17 protein-coding genes and 2 tRNA genes are annotated in these 21,525 nt (G+C 47.4%); 5 read left to right on the top strand and 14 right to left on the bottom strand.

Features of this window, described 5'->3' with window-relative positions:
- The 13 genes from zapE to EPO18_RS05470 all read right to left on the bottom strand — a co-directional run.
- A partial coding sequence (zapE, locus tag EPO18_RS05410) for a cell division protein ZapE (RefSeq protein WP_292431595.1) occupies nt 1-820 on the bottom strand: 820 nt, incomplete at its 3' end.
- Between the two features lie 299 nt (nt 821-1,119).
- Entirely contained in the window at nt 1,120-3,681 is a 2,562-nt protein-coding gene (gene acnB, locus EPO18_RS05415) for a bifunctional aconitate hydratase 2/2-methylisocitrate dehydratase (protein ID WP_292431597.1), read from the bottom strand.
- Nucleotides 3,682-3,760: 79 nt separating this feature from the next.
- Nucleotides 3,761-4,774 carry an isocitrate/isopropylmalate dehydrogenase family protein gene (locus EPO18_RS05420; protein WP_292431600.1) on the bottom strand — a complete coding sequence of 338 codons (1,014 nt, stop codon included), beginning with the start codon at nt 4,772-4,774 and terminating at the stop codon, nt 3,761-3,763.
- 188 nt (nt 4,775-4,962) lie between these two features.
- Nucleotides 4,963-7,275, bottom strand: coding sequence for a carbamoyltransferase HypF (hypF, locus tag EPO18_RS05425; protein WP_292431603.1), 2,313 nt, complete (start codon nt 7,273-7,275; stop codon nt 4,963-4,965).
- A complete protein-coding gene (hypE, locus tag EPO18_RS05430) occupies nt 7,275-8,318 on the bottom strand; it encodes a hydrogenase expression/formation protein HypE (RefSeq protein WP_292431605.1) in 1,044 nt (347 codons plus the stop codon). Before hypE ends, hypF begins: the two co-directional genes overlap by 1 nt.
- A 300-nt stretch (nt 8,319-8,618) precedes the next feature.
- A tRNA-Cys gene (locus EPO18_RS05435) sits at nt 8,619-8,692 on the bottom strand.
- A gap of 54 nt (nt 8,693-8,746) precedes the next feature.
- Nucleotides 8,747-8,821 (bottom strand) — tRNA-Gly (locus EPO18_RS05440).
- 49 nt (nt 8,822-8,870) lie between these two features.
- Nucleotides 8,871-9,356 (bottom strand): hypothetical protein, encoded by a 486-nt coding sequence (locus tag EPO18_RS05445; protein WP_292431608.1) that lies wholly within the window; start codon nt 9,354-9,356, stop codon nt 8,871-8,873.
- Nucleotides 9,357-9,535: 179 nt separating this feature from the next.
- On the bottom strand, nt 9,536-11,113 hold the full coding sequence (locus tag EPO18_RS05450; protein ID WP_292431611.1) for a hypothetical protein: 1,578 nt from the start codon (nt 11,111-11,113) through the stop codon (nt 9,536-9,538).
- An 84-nt stretch (nt 11,114-11,197) separates the two neighbouring features.
- Nucleotides 11,198-12,001 carry an ABC transporter permease gene (locus EPO18_RS05455; RefSeq protein WP_292431638.1) on the bottom strand — a complete coding sequence of 268 codons (804 nt, stop codon included), beginning with the start codon at nt 11,999-12,001 and terminating at the stop codon, nt 11,198-11,200.
- A 59-nt stretch (nt 12,002-12,060) separates the two neighbouring features.
- On the bottom strand, nt 12,061-12,801 hold the full coding sequence (locus tag EPO18_RS05460) for an ABC transporter ATP-binding protein (RefSeq protein ID WP_292431614.1): 741 nt from the start codon (nt 12,799-12,801) through the stop codon (nt 12,061-12,063).
- On the bottom strand, nt 12,798-13,760 hold the full coding sequence (locus EPO18_RS05465; RefSeq protein ID WP_292431617.1) for a PQQ-dependent catabolism-associated beta-propeller protein: 963 nt from the start codon (nt 13,758-13,760) through the stop codon (nt 12,798-12,800). The genes EPO18_RS05460 and EPO18_RS05465 overlap by 4 nt, the downstream gene beginning before the upstream one ends.
- Nucleotides 13,761-13,762: 2 nt before the next feature.
- Nucleotides 13,763-14,959: an ABC transporter substrate-binding protein gene (locus EPO18_RS05470; RefSeq protein ID WP_292431641.1), complete on the bottom strand. Its 1,197-nt coding sequence runs from the start codon at nt 14,957-14,959 to the stop codon at nt 13,763-13,765.
- A 409-nt stretch (nt 14,960-15,368) separates the two neighbouring features.
- On the opposite strand from EPO18_RS05470, the gene EPO18_RS05475 reads away from it, so the two are divergent.
- The 4 genes from EPO18_RS05475 to EPO18_RS05490 are packed head-to-tail and all read left to right on the top strand — an operon-like array spanning nt 15,369 to nt 18,736.
- Nucleotides 15,369-15,719, top strand: a complete 351-nt coding sequence (locus EPO18_RS05475; protein ID WP_292431620.1) for a hypothetical protein — start codon at nt 15,369-15,371, stop codon at nt 15,717-15,719.
- 11 nt (nt 15,720-15,730) lie between these two features.
- Nucleotides 15,731-16,555, top strand: coding sequence for an MOSC domain-containing protein (locus EPO18_RS05480; RefSeq protein WP_292431622.1), 825 nt, complete (start codon nt 15,731-15,733; stop codon nt 16,553-16,555).
- Nucleotides 16,556-16,607: 52 nt separating this feature from the next.
- Nucleotides 16,608-18,413, top strand: coding sequence for a Na/Pi cotransporter family protein (locus tag EPO18_RS05485; RefSeq protein ID WP_292431625.1), 1,806 nt, complete (start codon nt 16,608-16,610; stop codon nt 18,411-18,413).
- Between the two features lie 50 nt (nt 18,414-18,463).
- Complete coding sequence (locus tag EPO18_RS05490; protein ID WP_292431628.1) at nt 18,464-18,736, top strand: hypothetical protein; 273 nt, start codon at nt 18,464-18,466, stop codon at nt 18,734-18,736.
- 11 nt (nt 18,737-18,747) lie between these two features.
- On the opposite strand, the gene EPO18_RS05495 is transcribed toward EPO18_RS05490, so the two are convergent.
- The gene (locus tag EPO18_RS05495; protein WP_292431631.1) at nt 18,748-20,043 is read right to left on the bottom strand and encodes a glucoamylase family protein; all 1,296 of its coding nucleotides are present in this window, start codon (nt 20,041-20,043) and stop codon (nt 18,748-18,750) included.
- Nucleotides 20,044-20,225: 182 nt separating this feature from the next.
- On the opposite strand from EPO18_RS05495, the gene EPO18_RS05500 reads away from it, so the two are divergent.
- Entirely contained in the window at nt 20,226-21,284 is a 1,059-nt protein-coding gene (locus EPO18_RS05500; RefSeq protein WP_292431634.1) for a transposase, read from the top strand.
- Nucleotides 21,285-21,525: the final 241 nt, after the last annotated feature.

A 21,525-nucleotide genomic window follows, 5' to 3' on the forward strand; every position in this document is an offset into this window, starting at 1 on the left:
CCGATCTCAGCATCACCTTTCTGCCTAAAACTTCCACAATACCCGGCTTCAGCGGGGCAAAATTGGTCAATTCGTTATAGCTTTGTTGTATGAATTCTGCGGCCTGTTCATCCAGAGGATAATAATATGTTGTCTTCAAAGCATGTAAATGGCTGAGCCGATAATCCTGATCTGCAATCAGTTCTATCACGTCGGCTTTTTGTTGCAGGAGTCCGACAAAAGGCAGGAATAGATCCCGTTGCAGGCCGTCATGGTACAGCTCGTTGGGATGACAGTTGGAGGTAACTACGACAACAATGCCCAAGTCGAACAGTCTGTTGAACAGCCGCATTAGGATCATCGCGTCGGCTATGTCGGTAACATGAAATTCGTCGAAACAAAGCAGCAGTTCCGATTCTTTGATATGTTTTGCCAATGCGGAAATGGCATCGGTGTTGTTTTGCCTGCGCCATTGGTGGACGAAGGCATGAACTTCGAGCATGAACGCATGGAAATGCACCCGGCGTTTTTGGCTGATTGGGCAAGCATCGAAAAACAAATCCATCAACATGGACTTGCCTCGGCCTACGTTGCCGAAGATATACAGGCTTTTGTAGTTGACCGGTTTGGCTAGGAATAGTTTATGTAGGGGGGATTTTTGGTTGTATTCGACATTTGCCTGTAGATTGTCGAGCAGGGTTTGTAGGTGGTTTAGGGCTTTGATTTGTGCTGGTTCATGTTGGATGTGGCCTTGGGCTACTAGGGCGTTGTATTGTTTTTCCAACAAGCCGGTTTCGACTTGGGACAGTTTTGTGATTGCTTGTTGGGAGGTCTTTTGCATGGTTGCTTTTTGCAGGTGGAGGTACATGTTTCCCAGTGAGGATACAGGTAACAATGTAACTCGTCATCCCGGCAGGGAATGCCGGGATGACGTTGATACAAATTGTGCAACAACTATAAACACCGGTTGTTTTTCATACGTCCACTTTAGCACGTCCCCCTGCCTTGGTTCCCGGCACAAATCTGTCTGAAACACTTAAGGGCCTCGCAGGATAGCCTGACGTGATTCCCTTCCAGGATGACGTCGATACAGCTTGTACTATACCTTAAAATTTTATGCTAATAACTCAGTAGTTTAACCTATGCTCGACCGCTAGCCTTTTTCCGATAACTCTCCATCTGATCAAAGTTCAAATAACGGTAAGTATCCTCGGCTGTTTCATTAATCTGCCCTGCATAATGCATATATTCGTCAAAAGTCGGAATCTTGCCCAGAATCGAACATACTGACGCCAGTTCGGCCGATGACAGATACACATTCGCGCCATTGCCCAAACGGTTCGGGAAGTTCCGTGTCGAGGTGGAAACTACCGTAGAGTTTTCAGCGACTCTGGCCTGATTGCCCATGCATAACGAGCAGCCCGGCATTTCGGTGCGCGCTCCGGCTTTGCCGAATGCGCTGTAATAACCTTCTTCGGTTAATTGGGTTTGATCCATTTTGGTAGGCGGCGCAACCCATAAACGGGTCGGCAATTCGCCTTGTTGTTTTTCCAGCAATTTACCGGCGGCGCGGAAATGGCCAATATTGGTCATGCAGGAGCCCAAAAACACTTCGTCGACCTTAGTCCCGGCCACAGCGGATAACGGTTTGATGTCGTCGGGATCGTTCGGACAAGCCAGCAGTGGCTCCTTGATTTCATTCATATCGATTTCGATGACTTCAAAGTATTCCGCATCGGCATCCGGCTCCAGCAATACCGGATTAGCCAGCCATTCTTCCATCGCTTTAATCCGACGCTCTAGGGTGCGTACATCGCCGTAACCTTCTGTAATCATCCATTTCAGCAGAGTGATATTGGATTTCAGATATTCGCGGATCGGTGCTTCGTTCAAGCGCACCGTACAACCCCCAGCGGAACGTTCCGCCGACGCGTCGGACAATTCAAAAGCCTGCTCGACTTTCAAATCCGGCAGACCTTCGATTTCCAGAATGCGGCCTGAAAACACGTTCTTCTTGCCCTGTTTTTCAACGGTCAGCAAACCGCGTTGTATCGCTACGTAAGGAATCGCATTAACCAAATCGCGCAGGGTAATCCCCGGCTGCATTTCGCCTTTAAACCGAACCAACACCGATTCGGGCATATCCAGAGGCATTACGCCTGTGGCTGCGGCAAACGCGACCAATCCGGAACCTGCCGGAAATGAAATGCCGATAGGAAAACGGGTATGCGAATCGCCGCCGGTGCCGACCGTATCCGGCAGCAACATCCGGTTTAACCAAGAATGGATAATCCCGTCGCCGGGGCGGAGCGACACGCCGCCACGATTCATAATAAAATCCGGTAGCGTGTGCTGCATGGTCACATCGACCGGCTTAGGATACGCCGCGGTATGGCAGAACGATTGCAATACCAAGTCGGCTGAAAATCCCAGACAAGCTAAGTCTTTCAATTCGTCGCGGGTCATAGGCCCGGTGGTATCTTGAGAACCCACGGTAGTCATGCGCGGCTCGCAATAGGTGTTCGGACGAACGCCAACAACGCCGCAAGCTTGGCCGACCATTTTTTGCGCCAACGTAAAACCTTTACCGCTGTCTTTAGCATCAACCGGACGGCAAAAAACAGTAGAAGCCGGCAGTCCCAGCACTTTACGCGCACGGTCTGTCAAACCGCGGCCGATGATTAACGGAATACGGCCGCCGGCTCGCACTTCATCGAGAATCACATCGGTTTTCAGTTCGAATTTGCAGATTAGTTCATTATTATCGTGACGCTTAACTTCGCCTGCATACGGATAAATGTCGATCACGTCGCCCATCGCCATGTGGGTCACATCGCATTCAAACGGCAATGCGCCTGAATCTTCCATCGTGTTAAAGAAAATCGGCGCGATTTTACCGCCGATGCAAACCCCGCCTTCGCGCTTATTGGGAATATACGGAATGTCGTTGCCCATGAACCATAATACTGAATTAGTCGCCGATTTACGCGAGGAGCCGGTACCGACCACATCGCCGACATAAGCAACCGGAAAACCTTTTTGCTTGAGTTCGGCGATTTGTTGCTCGGCGTTGGTAATGCCTTCGCGCGGCATTTTCAGCATGGCTTTGGCGTGCAGCGGAATATCCGGCCGTGACCAAGCATCGGGAGCCGGCGACAAGTCGTCGGTATTGGTTTCGCCGGTTACCTTAAACACGGTGACGGTCAGTTTTTCAGGCACTTTAGGCTTGCTGGTAAACCACTCGGCTTCCGCCCAAGAATTAATGACCTGTTTGGCAAATTGATTACCGGCATCGGCTTTTTCCTGCACATCGTGGAAAGCATCGAATATCAGCAACGTATGGGAAAGCGCTTTGGCCGCAATCGGGGCCATCGCTTCGTTATCCAGTAATTCGATTAACGGCGCAATGTTATAACCGCCCAGCATCGTGCCGAGCAGTTCGGTCGCGCGCCCCGCATCCAGAATCGGCGAACTGACCTCGCCTTTTGCGATGGCAGCCAGAAAGCCCGCTTTAACATAAGCCGCTTCGTCAACACCGGCAGGGACGCGGTTAGCCAGCAGGTCGAGTATGAACTTATCTTCTCCTGCGGGTGGCTGTTTAACCAGCTCAACCAAAGCGGCGACCTGTTCTGCATCAAGTGGTTTGGGGACTATGCCCTCGGCTGCGCGTTCTGCAACGTGTTTACGGTATTGTTCTAGCATGGGGAGAATTCCTGGAAGATGGTTTAAAACTGTTGTTACCCGTTCCCACTGAAACCGTGAGAACGGTATAAAAGTATGGCTATTTCAACGCCTCAACAATTGCATTGCCCATTTCAATCGTTCCGCATTTCGATTGCGGATTTAGATCCGGCGTAACAAACTTGCCTTCATTAACCACTTTTTCAACTGCTGTTTTTATTTTAGCTGCTGCGTCATGTTCGCCGAGATGATCCAACATCATCACGCCTGCCATAATCACAGCGGTTGGATTAGCCAGGTTTTTTCCGGCAATGTCAGGCGCGCTGCCGTGTACGGCTTCAAACAATGCCGCATCGTTACCGATATTCGCACCGGGAATCAAACCCAGTCCGCCCACCAGACCTGCGGTCAAATCGGACAGTATATCGCCGAACATATTGGTGCAGACGATCACATCAAACTGCGACGGATCCATCACCATATGCATGCAGGCAGCATCAATAATTTTTTCGTCAAACTGAATATCGGGATAACGCGCGGCTGTTTCTCTTGCCACATCCAGAAATAGTCCTTGGGTGAATTTTAAAATATTGGCTTTATGACAAACGGTTACTTTTTTACGGTTGTTGTCTTGAGCGTATTTAAAAGCATAATCGATCACACGTTGAGAACCGGTTCTGGTGACTACGGCCAGACTTTCTGCAATGTCTTTTTTAGGTGTTAGAAAATGTTCAAGCCCTGCATAGAGACCTTCGGTATTTTCCCTGACAATAACGATATCGACATCGTCATATCGGGTTTTTACGCCTGCCCAGCTTTTGGCAGGACGGACATTGGCATACAGTTCGTATTTCTGCCGCAACGCCACGTTAATGCTTCTAAACCCGGAGCCACCGACGACTGTGGTCAATGGGCCTTTAAACGCTAAGCGGGTTTTGTCTATCGACGCCATGGTTTCATCCGGCAACGGAGTACCGAATTTTTCGAAAGCGGCCAGACCGGCATACGCTTCTTCCCACTGAATTTTTACGCCGGATGCGTCAATAACTTTGACAGCCTCATCCATTATCGATGGGCCAATACCATCACCCTTTATCAACGTAACTGCGTGCATTCATCTCTCCAGAAGTTAAAAAAACAGACTATTATAGTGCTTTGGGCAGGTTTTTAGCCAGTTGCAGGCTTGATTCTGATTCAGTAGGGCGTGCCGTGCGGATGTCTTTAATGGCGAAACTATGAGAGAGAAAACTTTTCCAAGCAACTTGTATTAAGTATTTGAAAAAATCCATTTGCTATAGTTCTTTAAAAACTCCGTGCCGCCGCAATTACCGCTTGCCCTAACGCCAAACCGCCGTCGTTCATCGGATAGCGTTGCGGCGACAGCACGGTTTTGCCTTGTCGTTGCAATTGCTGTGTCACACCTTCCAGCAGCAATCGATTCTGAAATACGCCTCCACTAAGCGCTATGCAGTCAATGCCGGTCTGATTGCTAAGTTCGACCAGCAATTGGACTGTTGCATCAGCCAGACTATGATGTATGCGAGCGGCAATACGGGCTTTATCGACACCGCACTTAAGATCGGTCAGAACGGCTTGCCACAATCCTTGCCAGCCTAATATCGACAAATCTCCGTAACGATCAACCGACCAAGACTGTGAGTAGGATTGTTCATCGGCAAACAGCGGCGTTGCCAGAATTTCCAGAGCAATCGCCGCCTGGCCTTCATAGTGAACCTGCTCGCTATGCAGGCCAAGAGCGGCCGCGAACGCATCGAACCAGCGGCCGCAAGAGGTACTGGGCGGCGAGTTGAGATTTTTGGAGATAATCGTCGACAGCATGGCTAGCGGCTTGCTTGCCAATAGTTTCATGATGTCCAGATCGGCATATTCCTGTTGCAGCGTTGACCAATCGAAATAATGCAACAACTGAGCATAAGTGTTGCGCCAAGGCTCACGCATAGCTTGACTGCCACCGGGCAATGCAACGCTCTGGAAATGGCCAAGCCGAGTATAACTCTTGTAATCACCCAGCAGAAATTCGCCGCCCCATAATGCGCCGTCATCGCCCAAACCTAAACCATCAAAAATAGCAGCTAATACCGGCGGTGCATTCAACGCAATGCCGTGTTCGGCGAAGCAAGCTGCCAAGTGAGCATGATGATGCTGCACCGGCACTAAAACCGCCGCTTCGGTTTCGGCCAGCATTTGTCCGTATTGTGTCGATAAATAGCCGGGATGATTATCGACGGCGATGTGCTTGGGCTTAAAGCCGTAAAGGTTCTTGTACAGATCGATAGCATTGCGGTAATCGCGCTGAACGGCGGCATTCTCCAAATCGCCGATATGTTGACTAACAACGGCTTGGCCGTTTTTAAGCAAACAAAAACTGTTCTTAAGCTCCGCCCCCATCGCCAGAATGTTGTCGACTTGTTCGAAACCGGGCGGCAACGCCAACGCTTCCGGACTGTAACCGCGAGCCCGGCGCAGCAAACGCATTTTGCCTGCCATCAACCTCACCACCGAATCGTCGAGCCGGTTGACGATGGCCCGATCATGCAGCAGCAGATAATCGGCAATATCGGCCAGCTTTTCCCTAGCCTCATCGTTGTCCGTGCATTGCGGCTCGTCGCTGATATTGCCGGAAGTCAGCACGATAGGCGCATCCAAATTCTGCAATAACAATGTGTGCAGCGGTGTGTAGGGCAACATGAAGCCGAGTTTGTCATCATTTGGCGCGACGCCAGACGCAACCTTTTCCCCATGCGCAGCCAGCAGCACTATCGGTGCGGCTTTGTCATGCAAAGCGTGCACTTCTTCTTCGTTTAACCTAGTGTAACGGGTAATCGTGCTTACGTCGGCCATTAACGCAAACGGTTTAGCGTAACGATGTTTGCGCTCGCGCAGTCGGCTAACGGCGGCCGCATCAATCGCGTTGCAGGCCAGATGAAAACCGCCCAGGCCTTTGATAGCGACGATGTAGCCTTGCCGTATCAGCTCGGCGGCGTGTGTTAACGGATCGGTGTAATCCGGTTGCCGACCGTGTCGGTCTTCCAACCAAACCTTCGGGCCGCAGTCCGGGCAACAATTAGCCTGAGCGTGGAAGCGGCGGTCAGAAGGATCATCATATTCTTCTCGGCATTGCGGACACATTGCAAATTCCGCCATGCTGGTATGGCAGCGATCGTAAGGCACACGCTGAATAATCGATAGGCGCGGTCCGCAGTGGGTGCAATTGGTGAACGGATAGCGGTAACGGCGGTTGTCGGGATCGGCAATTTCGGCGAGGCAATCAGGGCAAGTCGCAGCATCGGCGGCGATAGGCGTTTCTATGCCGTTATGTTGACTGGCAATGATACGGAATTGATCGCTTTGCGGCAGCTCGTCGAGCGCTTGCACTTCCAGACTGTCGAGCCGGGCCAGCGGCGGCAATTGCTGCGGGATTTGTCGGATGAAAGCCTCAAGATCCTTATTATCGCCGAAGGCATGAATCATCACGCCCAGCCCGTCGTTCCAGACTTCTCCGGTAAGCCCGTGCTGCTTCGCAAGACGCCAGATCGTCGGCCTGAAGCCTACCCCTTGCACAATGCCGCGAGCCCGAATCGCCTTGCCGGGCATTAACAGATGCGCGGCAACTGTTCGCCGACCGGCCAGTCGACGATGCGCCGTCCGCCGAAAGCCGTAGTCATCTGCACGAATCTGTGATCGTCGACAATCACTTCGCCGATGATTGCAGCATCGCAGCCCAGCGGATGTTGTCGCATCACCGCTAACAGGGATTCGGCGGCAGCGGCGGCGCAAATGCACACCAGCTTGCCTTCGTTGGCGACATACAACGGATCCAAACCGAGAATTTCGCAGGCCGCTTTGACTTCGGCTTTTATCGGAATTTGCTTCTCGTCGATGACCATGCCGACGCCGGATTGCTGCGCCAACTCGTTCAACGCCGTTGCCAATCCGCCGCGGGTCGGGTCGCGCAAACAACAAATATCGGCGGGTGCGGCGGTGACCAAAGCGGCGACCAAAGAGTTTAACGCGGCGGAATCCGAAATAATCGTAGTGTCGAATTGCAGGTTTTCCCGCCCGGCCATAATCGCAACGCCATGATCGCCGATCGAACCGCTGATTAAAATCGCACAACCCGGCTGTGCTCGGTCGCCGGAGATATTAACGCCCTCCGGCACGATACCGACGCCGGTGGTGGTAATAAACACGCCGTCGCCTTTGCCGCGCTCCACTACTTTAGTATCGCCGGTAACGATAAGCGTAGCTGCCCGTTTAGCCGCAGCCGCCATACTGATGACTATTTTTTCCAGATCGGCCAGCGGAAAACCTTCTTCTAAAATGAAGCCTGCCGCCAGATAAAGCGGTTGAGCGCCCGACATCGACACATCATTGACAGTACCATGCACCGCCAGCGAACCGATATCGCCGCCCGGAAAAAACAACGGCGAAATGACATAACCATCGGTGCTGATAACCAGCCGTCCGGCAGGTATATTGAATAAGGCTTGATCGTTGCGTTGCCGCAGCAGTTCGTTGTCGAAATGTTTGACGAATAGCTCGTCGATGAGCTGGGCCATCGCCCGACCGCCGCCGCCATGACTTAAGTCGACTTTGCCGGTTGATAGATTTAAGGTTGATTTATGAGATTTGAACACTGGAATGATTCTCTTCGTATTACTGTGTAACGTAAATGTATCACTGTCGTAACAATTTTGAATCGGATTTTACAAAGTGCTTCCCTTCACACTCTGGGAGTCGATCTTTCTTTTTGGCTCGGTAATGACTGTAAAGTGTTTACCTTTAACTATAGAAATTAACTGATTATATCTCAGTCGGCTCGACCAGTTGTAAAGCGTAACGGAACCTTGTTGATTTTTTACTGAACAATAAAAAACCCGCTAAGCCTTGTGACTTGCAGGTTTATGTACTTCTCTGAATCTGTTTGAACTTACTGTTGGAGGCTGCGGGCGGAATCGAACCGCCGTAGATGGCTTTGCAGGCCACTGCATAACCATTTTGCTACGCAGCCCTAATAAGTAAAATAAAAAAGCCGCGATAGTTCGCGGCTTTTTTTAGTATTAATTGGAGCGGGAAACGAGATTCGAACTCGCGACCCCAACCTTGGCAAGGTTGTGCTCTACCACTGAGCTATTCCCGCGCTTCAATTTATTTGGCTATTATAAGTTTTTTTAAAATCTTGTCAATTTTTATTGAACATCGATTGCCAAAACCCAACCTGTAGTACCTTTACACTCACCATCTTCAACCTGAACTTTAACAAATGCATTTTTCTTACCTGCAAAATCCTGGAAGTCTACAATAGTTATTGGTGTACCTTGTGCGATACGTCTGCAAGACTCAACTTTTCCTTTCTCTTCATCTTCGCTATCATCAAATGCTGCTATAGCACCAGGCACTGCAACCAATTGAATAGGCGACTCAACTTCGTAAGTATTGGGGTTTTTCAAAACATACCTCTGCCCCGCAACAAGGTTTTTGGCCGGAGTTTGAGGAAGAGGATTTGAGTCACCGCCGCTCATCATAATGATAATCAGCAGCAAAACGACACCCCCAACAGCACCAAAAAATACTTTGGGTTTCTTTTCTTTTAAATCCATCATTAATGAAAACAGCTTGCCGGCCGTTTGTTTTGCTGCATCTACAGTTTTTTTAGCATTTTCTTCATTACTCATTTCTTATCCTCACAATTGTAATTTTTATTATGTTCAGGTTTTGCTCAAGGCATATTACCTGATTACCCCGACAACTCATATATACCAATCCAATCAACTTGACACGCCAAGTTACCACGATAAAAAAACTTTTCAAGTGCTATATGCATATAACACTATATTTCAATGACATGTGTTATTTAAATGAAATCGTAGCCTTTTTTAGCTTGTGCCGATGTCGGCTTGGATTTTTCCGCTACCCGTCGACATTCAAACTGCCAGTAACCCAATCCGACATTTTTCCTACTACTCAACACAACAGGAAAGTCTTCATTGTCTAAAAACATCCGAATAATATCGCTATCTTTCAGCATAAAACTATCGGTAATGATGTAGTTTTTTTCATCTTCCAGTTCTTTCGCGTTATAAAACAGGCCTTTTTGCGGCATATCTTTCCCTGCCTCCTCCAATTGAATATAGGTGACGGCAATGGATTGATGGGCCAATAGCTGCATACCAAAGTTTATTCTGCCACTTTGCTTATCGACGATGACTTTATTGACAATCCCTAATGAGCGTTTATGCTGAGGACTGTCGGCTTTCCTAAAACTGACCAAGCTACCCACCGACAAGACACCCGTTTTTGTAAATATGCCGGACAATAACCTGTCGGACGCCGATTGTACAAGAAACTCCAAATCTTTTTCGCCGGTGGATTCCAACGCATTTTGCAGTTCATGGGTTGATTCCAAGCCTACGGCTATATATCGATCCGATCTATCGCTAAAAAAAGGTATACCTTGAAGATCAATTCCCAACCATCTTTGTTCAAGATAATCGAGTAGTTCCGCAGAGGGTTTTTCAATATTACTTTTTAATGCGTGCATTGCGCTAAACCTTGCCTCCGCCGCATTAATCCATTTTTCTTTTTGCTTAAAAGCTTTGAATAATTTGGTAAAGTCCAAATACAGTGTTGCTGAATCATTTTTAGCGCTTGCTTCAAATTGGCAATGCGGCGCTTTATCTTCGTCCGTTAAAACAACGCATTGTATTTGCTGTCCATTGACCGGTTCTTTTTTTAAGTTGACCAAAGAGCCTAATGTTTCTATAAAACTATAAACCAGCAAAAGTTCCTTTTGCATTAAGCCGGTCGGATCGGCGAGACTAAGCAAGAGGATCTGCCGATAACAGTCTTCAGGGCTACTGGATTTACCTGGATCATTGTTAACCTTGGTTGTGTCGTTTTTTATTTTCACACTCAGGCTGTAAAGCGAATGTAAATCTATCCATACCCAATCCGGTATCGGCATACCCATAATGAAATGACTGACAATAATATTGCTCAGCCCTTTAATGCAGCGCTGAATTGTTAATGCAGCATTTTTTCCTTGAAACCAACCGACATCACGCTTGGTCAATTCCTTAAGCACCATCCAATAGCCGATAGTGAATTCCTTTTCAATTGAGATCAATACAGCCAAAATCTTCTTGTCATTCTCTTCTTTTGGAAAACCCGTCTTAATTAGCCGGGATCGAAGGTATTCTTCAATATCATAAACACTCGGTCTTAAAAGCTCCAGAGCATTCAGCCTTAACTGGATATTCATTTCAATGGCATTGAAATCCAGAATAAAATCGTGAACTAGACGCGTGGCTAGCCCCGGATTAGCCGTAGGCAATTCAGTAATCCAATGTTGCAGCGCCTTTGCTTCAAATTCCTTCAGGCGCTGGGGATTATTTTGTTGCGTTGGGATAACCAGAAAAAAAGAGTTCTTCACATATTCACCGAATTTATTTTAGTGTTCTACTTAATCTAACAAAAACTTGCATTTGTAACGTTCATTCGTATCGAGATTCTTCATTTAAGCTCCGCCTTTTCTCATCATCATCCCTTTTGACGGATTATAGCCAATGATTGCCGCTGTCATAAATATAACAAAAGCGGCAAACGTATATATAAAGGCTTGCTGATTAAACTGACCGTAGAGGGCAAAGCGGATCAGTTCGACAGCTTGGGAAAATGGATTATATTGCGCCAAATTATAAAGCAGCGCACTGGACTCTTTGATTTTCCATAAAGGATACAATGCGGTTGACATAAAAAACATCGGGAAAATCACAAAGTTCATCACACCGGCAAAATTTTCCAACTGCTTTATAAAAGACGATAACAATAAGCCCAAAGCGCCAAGCATTAACCCAGACAATAGCAGTGCCGGCATGATCCACACATATCCTTGCCACGGCGCCTGGATGTCATAAAACCACGCAATCGCTAAAAACACATAGGCTTGCAGGATGGACACGCCGGTACCGGCCAATAATTTACTAATCAATAAAAACCAACGCGGCAACGGACAGACCATCAATATGCGCATACTACCCATTTCCCGGTCGTAAACCATCGATAATGAGCTTTGCATACCGTTAAACAACTGAATCATGCCTATCAGGCCGGGGGTAATATATACTTCGTAAAGAATATAGGTTTCGTAAGGCGGAGTAATCGCAAGCCCTAATGCAGCTCTAAATCCGGCTGCAAAGACAAACAGCCAGACTAAAGGCCTGACCAAGGCAGAAATAAACCGCTCGCGCTGGGTAACAAAACGCCATAATTCACGCCAGATGATGCCCCACATGGCTCGCCAGTAATGAAGCAGTCTCACGAAGGGCTTTCCTGCCCTTCGCCCTTCGGGTAAATGCAAATCTTCTCCCGGAAGATTAGTCATGCCTGCTCTCCTTGGGTCAATGTATAAAATGCATCTTTAATGGTTGGGGTATTAGTTATTTCAAGAACGTCATCAACCGTCCCGTTGGCTTTAACTTGTCCTTTATGTAGCACGATTAAGTGATCGTCCGGATAAATTTCATCAATTAAATGGCTCGCCCACAAAACCGCCAATTTTTCCTCGACGGCCAAGCGATGCACATATTCGACGATAGATAACCGGCTGGGCACATCTAAACCGACGGTAGGCTCATCCAGCAATAACACCGACGGTTTGTGCAATAACGCGCGGGCAATCTCCACGCGCCGTCTATGCCCACCGTTTAGTTGGCGCACTTTCTCGAAACGCCGGTCATACATATTTAAACGCTCCAACTCCTGCTGAATCCTTTGCATAGCCTGTTTTCGGCCCATGCCATGCAAGGATGTGTGATAACGCAAGTTTTGCATCACCGACAAATCCATATCCAAAGTGGTTTGCTGAAAAACCACACCCAGCTTTGCCAACGCTGACAGCGTTTGCCGCTTAATATCAAAACCGCACAACTCGATACGTCCGTCGCGCGTGTCGTACAACCGGGTAATCAAGGAAAACAGAGTGCTCTTCCCTGCCCCATTGGGACCCAACAAAATTGTGCATTCTCCTGGCTGAATTTTAAAACTAACCTGGGTCAATGCTTTTTTGCCGCCATAGGAAAAACTCAAACCCTCAACGGACAACGCTATCGATGAATTCATGGTTTGACTGCAACTCCCCAAGGGTACGTACCCACGCCGACCGATTTAGTCACAGTCTGCGTCTCAAGATCGATCAGCGATATATCGTTGCTGGTGCCGTTAGTGGTGTATAGCCTTTTTTGATCCGGTGAAAACGCCAGATTCCATACCCGCTGACCTACCAACAGGTATTTTTCCACCTCAAAGGTCTGGGCGTTAATTACTGCGACCCGGTTTGCAGGCCCTAATGCCACATAGCCGCGTTTTCTGTCTTTATCGATAACAACACCTACCGGCTGGATTTTATCGTGCGTTACGCCTTGTATATCAAACTTGATATTTTTGATGATCTGTTTGGTTTTAACATCCAGAATCATCAAGGTGCCGGCCATTTCGGAGGTAACCCATAATTGTTGGCTATCGGCAGTAAAACCCAAAGCGCGAGGGCGCGGATCGACCAGCGTATTTTCAACGATAGCATTGGTTTTGGTATCAATCCAATGCACCATATTAGTTGTTTCAGAAGCGCTGGCTGCCCATAGATTATCCGGGCTCACGGCGATGCCTTCAGGCTCAACGCCCACCTTAATCTGTTTGACGGCTTTTTTATGCTTAATGTCGATGATAGTAACCTCGCTATCATCTTCATTCGATACATAAAGCCGGTCGCCGGCAGGATTCAACGCAAAGGTTTCGGGATCTTCACCGGACGGCAATCTTCCTGTTTCTTTAAGCGTCTCGGCATCGATGATCTTGATAGTATCGTCATCGCTGACCGCCACATACAAAAGCTTGTTATCGGGACTGATGGTGATTCCTCTGGGCCGTTGGCCGATTTCCACGGTCTTGATTAACTTACCGGCAATCGGGTCGACAACCGCCAGTGCATTGTCTTTTTCAAGCGTAACGAACACCGTTTCGGCTTGCGCAACTCCTGCTAGTGCTATCGTCAGAAACAGCCCTAAAATATTTTTACTCATCATCATTTACTCCATTTACAGGTCGATTCAGGTTGATCATAACCCAAGGTATCGAGTTCGGTTTTAGGGTGCAAAAAACCTTCGATTGGCGCTACAGCAACCAATGATCTGGGCGCCGCCAACAAAACAGGCTGCCGCAACTGGCCGTCCCATGACCGGAACGACAGCGGATTGCCCTTGTATCCCTGCAACGCAAACGCATCGCTCAACATATAATCCTTAAGCTTATTTACTTCATTGGATTTGGTACGGGTGGCTGCCTCGCCGATAGCTCTGACCGCCAAGTATGCGCCATAATCCTGCTCTTCCATCCAGCGCCCGGCTTGCTCTTTGAAACGGTTTTGAATTTGCACAGCCCCCCATTGCTCATGAGTTCGGTGCCATGCCGTAGCAATCAGTCCCTGAGTACCGATCACCGGCCTTGCATTCCAGGTTCTGTATTCAAGATATTCGCCAAACTGGCCTTGCTCATCGGCAACCACCAGCACATCATAATCATCGTCTATCTGGGTAAATACCGCGACATCCGATTGCGCCGTGCGCCGCGCATCGTAAGTATGTTCCCAAGTTTTCTCTTCAACTATTTTCATACCGAAGCGTTTAGCCGCACGTTTGAGCGCATCGGCGAATAGACCGTCTTCTTGAGTAGCGCCAATGACTAAAAACCACTTGTCCCAGCGTTTTTTCATCATGTATTGCGCCAGCGCATCGGCACGCATTGCCCTGTTAGGCAAAATGTGCGTTACGTTATTGCGGCATTGCTCATTGCGTAGCGCATCGTCAACTGTTGCCACATCGAATAACAGCTTCTGTTTTGCGGCGGGTAAATCGGCGATTTTATTTAAAAGATCGGCAGGCAAATTAACGACGACATACGGATATTGATCGCCGATATCCTTACTAAAGGTATCAACAACATTGCCTTCCAAAGGCACGATAAATTTTTTCAACACGAACCGCTGCCCGGTAAATTCACCGGTCGTATTGTTATCGTCAATCGCCAGCTCTGCCCCCAAAACGCCCTTGTCTTTGATAAAAGCATCCAGATTGGACAACGGCGGAGGAATTTTCTGCTCTTGCGTTAAATAAGCAACATTGACGGTCTGTTTAGCCGCGGCGTAGACAAGATTTACACTAGGCAGATAAATAATAAATAAAAACTTAAAAATTATATGGAGAAACAAGCTGATTGGTCGCATCATTTTCTATCATTAATAAAACATACAAACGATGATTTTAACGGATTCATTAACTTTGTTTAGTTTTTCAATGAAGTTTATTAGAACCGCTAGTTAAGATCATAAAATAATTTATAATTATTTAAGTCTATAATTCAGGGCATGACCAAAATAAACGCCTACTTTACAGCAACTTTCATAAGTAAAACGCTGAAATTTATTCCAAGGTTAGCGCATCGGTCTGTAAAACCAGGTTACTTGGCTCTGAAGATATAGGCTTAATAATATTGGTAATAAATAAGATATTGACTTCGATCGATTAAGAGTTCAGCATCAAAAAAACATCCTGATTCTGGGGTTCTATTTTACAATGAAAGCAAAAACACCGCCGTTTTTTACGGCCCTGTTAATAAATTAAAAGGACATAAAAATGGACGCAAGCACGATACAACTACGGCAAGATACATTTGTTACATCGACATCATCCCAGCGGGCAAAGAGTTCGGAAAATAATGAGCCGGCTGTAGAAATTAAGTCAGATAACGATCAGGACGACAGCTCAAAAGTTTATGATGAGACGGTAAAGCTTTCCAATACCTCATTAAAACTTTCCACATCTTCCCCTATACAAAGCAGCGACAAATCCGCTCCGATTGAAAATGAAGATCAAGCTCGGCAAGCGATCAGCCAGCTTATCGCTGACTTTCAAAACAGTCCGTCCCAAGCGCAAGCAACTCACAGCAACATATTCTCCGGTGCTGTAAAATCATTGTTAGGTTAATACTATCGCCAATGAAACACCTTATATTAAGCGGAATATTCATCTATCCCGTAAAGTCATTAACCGGCATTAGCGCAAACAGCTGGCCCGTCACTGAAACAGGCTTTCAGCACGACAGAAAATGGATGATTATCGACAGTGACCGGCAATTCCTCAGCCAGCGGAAATTGCCGAAAATGGCTTTAATTAAAACCTCACTGACCGATAAAAACCTGATCCTGTCCGCACCGGGCATGGAAAACCTATCCCTACCCCTTGATCCTGTCGACGGACAAATTATTAATAGCACCATCTGGCATGACCAATGCAACGCCCGTAGCATTTCCATAGAAGCCGACCAATGGCTCAGCGATTTTTTAAAACTGGATTGCCGATTGGTTTATCAACCCGAAGATGTCATTCGACCAGTTGATCCACATTATGCCAAACCAAGCGACAAAGTGGCGTTTTCCGATGGCTTTCCTTTCCTGATTATTTCGGAAAACTCACTGGCTGCATTAAATCATGAAATGCAGTTGAATTTATCGATGACACGTTTCAGACCCAATCTGGTTATTTCCGGCTGCCCCGCCTATGCAGAAGACAGCTGGCGCGAAATCAGCATTGGCGCTATAGATTTTAGACTACCCAAACCCTGCTCCCGGTGTTCCGTTCCGACCATCGATCCTGAAACCGCACAAACCGGCAAGGAGCCTCTCATTACGCTCAACCGCACTCGAAAATGGCAAAATAAAGTCTATTTCGGACAAAATGCCTTGCATAATCAATGCGGTCAATTGACCGTAGGCGATGCGGTGCAGATCAAGTTGACCGGCGAAAAACAACCGCCAATCTAGCCAACTTGGGCGAACAGTCAGTCGCCTTCCATTTAACATTTTCCAAATAACCATGCACAAAGCCCTATTGCTGATTGTCATCCCGCTATTGTCATATGGTTTTTGGCTAAGTGACGCCTTTAAAGGCATTGCTGCGGGTGTCTCGATTTTCCTGTTTGGCATGCTGTCTCTGGAACAAGGATTTAAAGCTTTTACCGGCGGCGTACTGGAACGAATTCTGCAAAAAACCACCAATACTTCTTGGAAAAGTTTCGGATTTGGTTTCCTGTCAGCTACTTTAATGCAGTCCAGCGGTTTAGTCTCAATCCTTACCGTTTCATTCCTGAGCGCGGGCTTGCTTGATTTAGTCGCCGGTATCGGCATTATTTTCGGCTCCAATTTAGGCACTACAACCGGCGCATGGCTGATCGCGGGACTGGGGCTGAAAGTCAATATCGCAGCCTACGCTATGCCGCTGCTGGTTTTCGGCGTTTTATGCATATTTCAAAGTGGCAAACAGTTAAAAGGCATAGGCTATATCCTGACCGGTCTGGGCTTTTTACTGCTGGGCATACATTACATGAAAGACAGTTTCGAACACTTCGAAAGCACCCTAAATCTGTCAAATTACGCCATGCCCGGTATCAAAGGGCTGCTGATCTACACCGCAGTGGGAATCATCGCCACCATTATCATGCAGTCCAGCCATGCCACCATGTTACTCACCATTACTGCGGTTTCCGTGCATCAAATTACTTACGACAATGCACTGGCACTGGTAATAGGCGCCAATATCGGCACTACTGTCACCGCAATCATTGCATCTCTCGGCGCCAATATTCAGGGCAAACGCTTGGCTGGTTCGCATCTTTTAATTAACCTCTTTACCGGTATCTTCGTACTGATTTTTATTAAAAAATTCGGCATCGCCGTTGACATCATCAGCACCAATTTGGGGATCGCCGCCTCGGACAATGCTATGAAACTGGCAACCTTTCATAGTCTGTTCAATCTTGCCGGCATCATCATGTTTTTTCCATTTATCGACCGGCAGGTTTTATTGCTGGAAAAGATATTCATTGAAAAACGCCCGGATATTTTCAAACCGAAATATTTAGACGCCTCCGCCATGGATTTCCCGGAAACGGTCGTTGAATCGGTCAGACTGGAGAGCATTCATTTATATGAAAATGCCACTCACATTATTTTGCACACTTTTGGGCTGCATAAACGCAATCTCAAAAATAACGATTTATTCAAGCAACTTATAGAACAAAATAATCGTCCGATTGAATACGATATAGATGCCAGCTATGAAAAAAGAATAAAAGGCATCTACAGCGCGATTATTGCTTTTATCAGCCAAGCCGGATTCACTTGGCAAATGACCCAATCTTCGAAGCTTTCGTGGTTGCGGGAAGCTAATAAGCATCTTGTGGAAGCTATTAAAGACACCAAGCATTTACAAAAAAACTGGAACCGCCTCAGAGCATCAAGCAATCAAGCTACGATAAATGAATACAACAAAATCGCCCACCAAATAGTCCTGCATATCCAAAAGATTGAAAATTTCAGGCATGAAATTGAAGAAAATGAATTACCGTTATTATCGCTAGACACATTAAAAGCAGCTGTTAAAAATGATGACGTACAAATGAATCGCTCCATTGAAACGCTCATTAGAGAACGAGAAATAACCCCAGAAACAGGCTCTTCACTGATAAACGACAGCGCCTATATGTACAACATTAAAAAGAACTTACTAAAAGCCGCCGAAACGCTATTTTTACACGGCGAAGACAAGGTCAAAGCCGAACAACAACTAAGCCTAAGTGAAACTGAAATCAATGAAGTTGTTCATACAATGAATAAACAATAGCCTGGTTTTATGCGCCAGTTAACGACCAACCCAAACCCGTCATTCCTGCCATGAAAATAGAAAAGTTACTCCATAAACTACAGGCTTTTTTTGACACTGACAGACACAAAAAGAAGCAGCACATCGCGGAATTGAAAAAAATCCTGCTTAAACTCAAGAAAAAAGAGCGAAAAATCTCCGACGCTCTACAACAGACCGATGACGATTCTTTAAGAAAACATTATCAAACCGAATTAAAAATTATAAGAGCGCAGCGAATAAAAGGCATTGAAGCTTTACAACAACTTAAAGAACATAAAAAGGCTGAATACAAGTCCCTGTAATATTGTAAGGCTCATTGCGTCAGGCCATCCAACCAGCCACCATTAAACCCGGCTTTCTTTAAGCCGGACACAATGTAGTGGGAGCGGCGCATGATATCCCAAATTAAACCGGTTCTGTAATTTTCAATCATCAAAATTACAGGTCCTTGGTCTACACCAAAGTGGTAAGGGGTAACCCACCATCCTGTGGGGCTATCCGCTACCTCATAGGTCTGGTTAAACGAAGGCTTATACCCGTAGTGACTATCCACACCGATATTAAGCTGCGCCATATGATTAATGGTGGGAATAACTATTTCCGGGGCAAAGGGAAGTGAAGCAAGAACGACCCATGGCGCGACGGTACCATCATCTGGCCCATCGGGCGCTCCGCGCGCAATATAATCATAGAACTGCCTATCCACGCCGTTTATCTTCCTCGTCATCCAACCCGGACCATCGCAAGCAGTGAATCCCCAGCAATGCTCCCCATAGCCGACAAATCCATGTGGATTTTGAATTGCGTACTCCCGATGCAGATATGTTGCTTGCCGGCTATTCTGAAAATAGTCCGTGTTATGGTCTCGCATAAATTTGTCGCGAATTCCGCGCAAATCTATCCATAATTGAGAGAGCTGATGTGTGAAAAGCGGCCCGGAATGAAGAATTTCACGGCCATAGATCTTCCTCCACTGATAAGTTGAGCAGTATGCGGCATAGCTCTCTGCAGGAAGTGGAAACGTCTTTGAGCCGAGTCCAAGAATATACAGAAGCAGGGCCTCATCGTAACCCTTCCAGTGATGCGGAATAAAGCCACTTTCCGGCCGCCAACCATGAGAGATTGCTGAACCGCCATTTAACGCCCACTGCCAATCGGCTTTCCCAAAAAGTTCATCGACCAGACGGCGTAGCTCATCCTCTTCTTCGGTCTCTTGGTCAAAATAAGCGGCGCATGTCAACATGCCGGCAAAGAGGAAGGCTGAGTCAATCGTGGACAATTCGCAGTTCCATACCCGCCGGCCGCTTTTCATGTCGAGAAAATGGTAATAAAAGCCCTTGTATCCGGTGGCATCAGGCCCTGGCCCGTGCGGCGCGTCGCGAAAAAAGCGCAGCCTCCTTAGGGCGATCGCGGGAGCAAACTCCCTTGAGATGATCCCTCGCTCAACTAATACCGGAAGTGATGCCAAAGCTAGCCCGACCGCGGCGATACTCGCAGGTGCGGTTTTATCAGTCTTGTCGCGGACGAGGCCGTTGGCTGGGTTGACTTCGTGCAGATAGTACTGAAGAGTAGTCAATTGCAGGCGATTTAGTTCTTTATCATCAAGCATAGTTTTTTCCATCACTTAGCTTTTTCTTAGATTCTCATCTCGCTATTCGACATTGTCAAATAATGATTTTATCGATAAGCCCAAAGGCGGACGGCCTGGATCCATCTTACGGGTCTAAGCTCACCACCTATCACTTTATTTAGGCTATGATAGTAGCCATCGATTTTTGCCGTTCTAAATTGATGAGTACCGTAAAACAGCTTGCCGAAGAAATAACAAAAGGCTTGAATCAAGCCTTGCCGAACTTGAATAAACCGGTGGTGCGCAAATTATCCTTGGCCGTAGGCGCCATGATTGAAGGGCGAACCCCAAATACCGTGGAATTGTCGAATTTACTGCCATTGGAGACCGAGCGCCAAGACCTGCGGGAGCAATGGTTGAGGCGCTTATTAACCTCGCCGGCATTAGCCTGCGAACAAGTCATTGAGCCCTTTGCGCAAGAGGCCTTAAGGCATGCCGGGCAAAACAGACAGATGATCCTGCTCAGCCTTGATCAAACCGATCTGGGTGACCGGATGGCGGTATTGATGCTGACCGTCCGGATAGGCGACCGCTCGTTGCCTTTGGCCTGGCTTGCCGAGGCCGGTGCGGCCAATATCGGTTTTGCCCAGCAGAAAATCCTATTGGCTAAGGTAGTGGAATGGATTCCGGGCGGTGCGGCGGTCATGTTGTTGGCCGACCGCTTTTACCCGTCGGTGGAATTGTTTCAATGGCTCAAGACCCAGGGTTGGCATTACCGTTTGCGCCTGAAAGGCAACCTGCGGGTCGATACAGGCCTAGGTGATGAAACCACGACCGGTCAATTGGCCCAAGATAATACGGAACGCTATTGGCTGAACGTGCGCTTGTTTGGCGTCGGCGAGGTCATGACGAACATCGGCATCGTTCATGACGAGGGGCATCCGGAGCCTTGGATCATTGCCATGGATTGCCCGCCCACGCGATCGGCGGTATTGGATTACGGTTCCCGTTGGGCGATTGAGCCGACTTTTTCCGATTTTAAAAGCCGAGGCTTCCAGCTGGAGGATTCGCACCTGAAACACCCGGTGCGTCTGGAACGGTTAATCTTGATCATGGCTTTAGCTATGCACTGGTGTGTCCGTGCCGGCTACCATGACGCGGTGCAGCGTCCGACACCGCTCGAAAAAAAACGAAACAGCAATGCGACCCCATGCACTGGAGCTTTAAAAAACTCCGACGCAGCATGGTCTCCTGGTTTACCCGAGGACTGCGCTACTTGAAACGATGCCTGCAAAATAACAAACCTTTGCCTTGCTTTTCGGCTGTTTTTAGAAACTGATAGGTGATGAGTGGATGGGCAGCAGAAAGTGTATCATTCGTTGGCAACGCGCTAACATTCCGAAGTTGGACTGATTACTTGTATACTGTTACCGTTAATAATATTGCCAAATTCTCAATTTCCTGCTCTATATAGTAAAAGCCCCGAAGAAATACAAAGGATAACAGTTAGATGTTTATAGA

Source organism: Methylobacter sp. (assembly GCF_004322395.1).
Taxonomy (GTDB): domain Bacteria; phylum Pseudomonadota; class Gammaproteobacteria; order Methylococcales; family Methylomonadaceae; genus Methylobacter_A.

What these genes read in the sequence shown, in the direction of transcription:
- EPO18_RS05485 (WP_292431625.1), top strand. Translation starts at nt 16,608, where the DNA reads ATGCACAAAGCCCTATTGCTGATTGTCATCCCGCTATTGTCATATGGT.
- EPO18_RS05495 (WP_292431631.1), bottom strand. Translation starts at nt 20,043, where the DNA reads ATGCTTGATGATAAAGAACTAAATCGCCTGCAATTGACTACTCTTCAG.
- EPO18_RS05420 (WP_292431600.1), bottom strand. Translation starts at nt 4,774, where the DNA reads ATGCACGCAGTTACGTTGATAAAGGGTGATGGTATTGGCCCATCGATA.
- EPO18_RS05500 (WP_292431634.1), top strand. Translation starts at nt 20,226, where the DNA reads ATGAGTACCGTAAAACAGCTTGCCGAAGAAATAACAAAAGGCTTGAAT.
- EPO18_RS05490 (WP_292431628.1), top strand. Translation starts at nt 18,464, where the DNA reads ATGAAAATAGAAAAGTTACTCCATAAACTACAGGCTTTTTTTGACACT.
- EPO18_RS05480 (WP_292431622.1), top strand. Translation starts at nt 15,731, where the DNA reads ATGAAACACCTTATATTAAGCGGAATATTCATCTATCCCGTAAAGTCA.
- hypF (WP_292431603.1), bottom strand. Translation starts at nt 7,275, where the DNA reads ATGCCCGGCAAGGCGATTCGGGCTCGCGGCATTGTGCAAGGGGTAGGC.
- EPO18_RS05460 (WP_292431614.1), bottom strand. Translation starts at nt 12,801, where the DNA reads ATGAATTCATCGATAGCGTTGTCCGTTGAGGGTTTGAGTTTTTCCTAT.
- EPO18_RS05465 (WP_292431617.1), bottom strand. Translation starts at nt 13,760, where the DNA reads ATGAGTAAAAATATTTTAGGGCTGTTTCTGACGATAGCACTAGCAGGA.
- EPO18_RS05470 (WP_292431641.1), bottom strand. Translation starts at nt 14,959, where the DNA reads ATGCGACCAATCAGCTTGTTTCTCCATATAATTTTTAAGTTTTTATTT.
- EPO18_RS05445 (WP_292431608.1), bottom strand. Translation starts at nt 9,356, where the DNA reads ATGAGTAATGAAGAAAATGCTAAAAAAACTGTAGATGCAGCAAAACAA.
- acnB (WP_292431597.1), bottom strand. Translation starts at nt 3,681, where the DNA reads ATGCTAGAACAATACCGTAAACACGTTGCAGAACGCGCAGCCGAGGGC.
- EPO18_RS05475 (WP_292431620.1), top strand. Translation starts at nt 15,369, where the DNA reads ATGGACGCAAGCACGATACAACTACGGCAAGATACATTTGTTACATCG.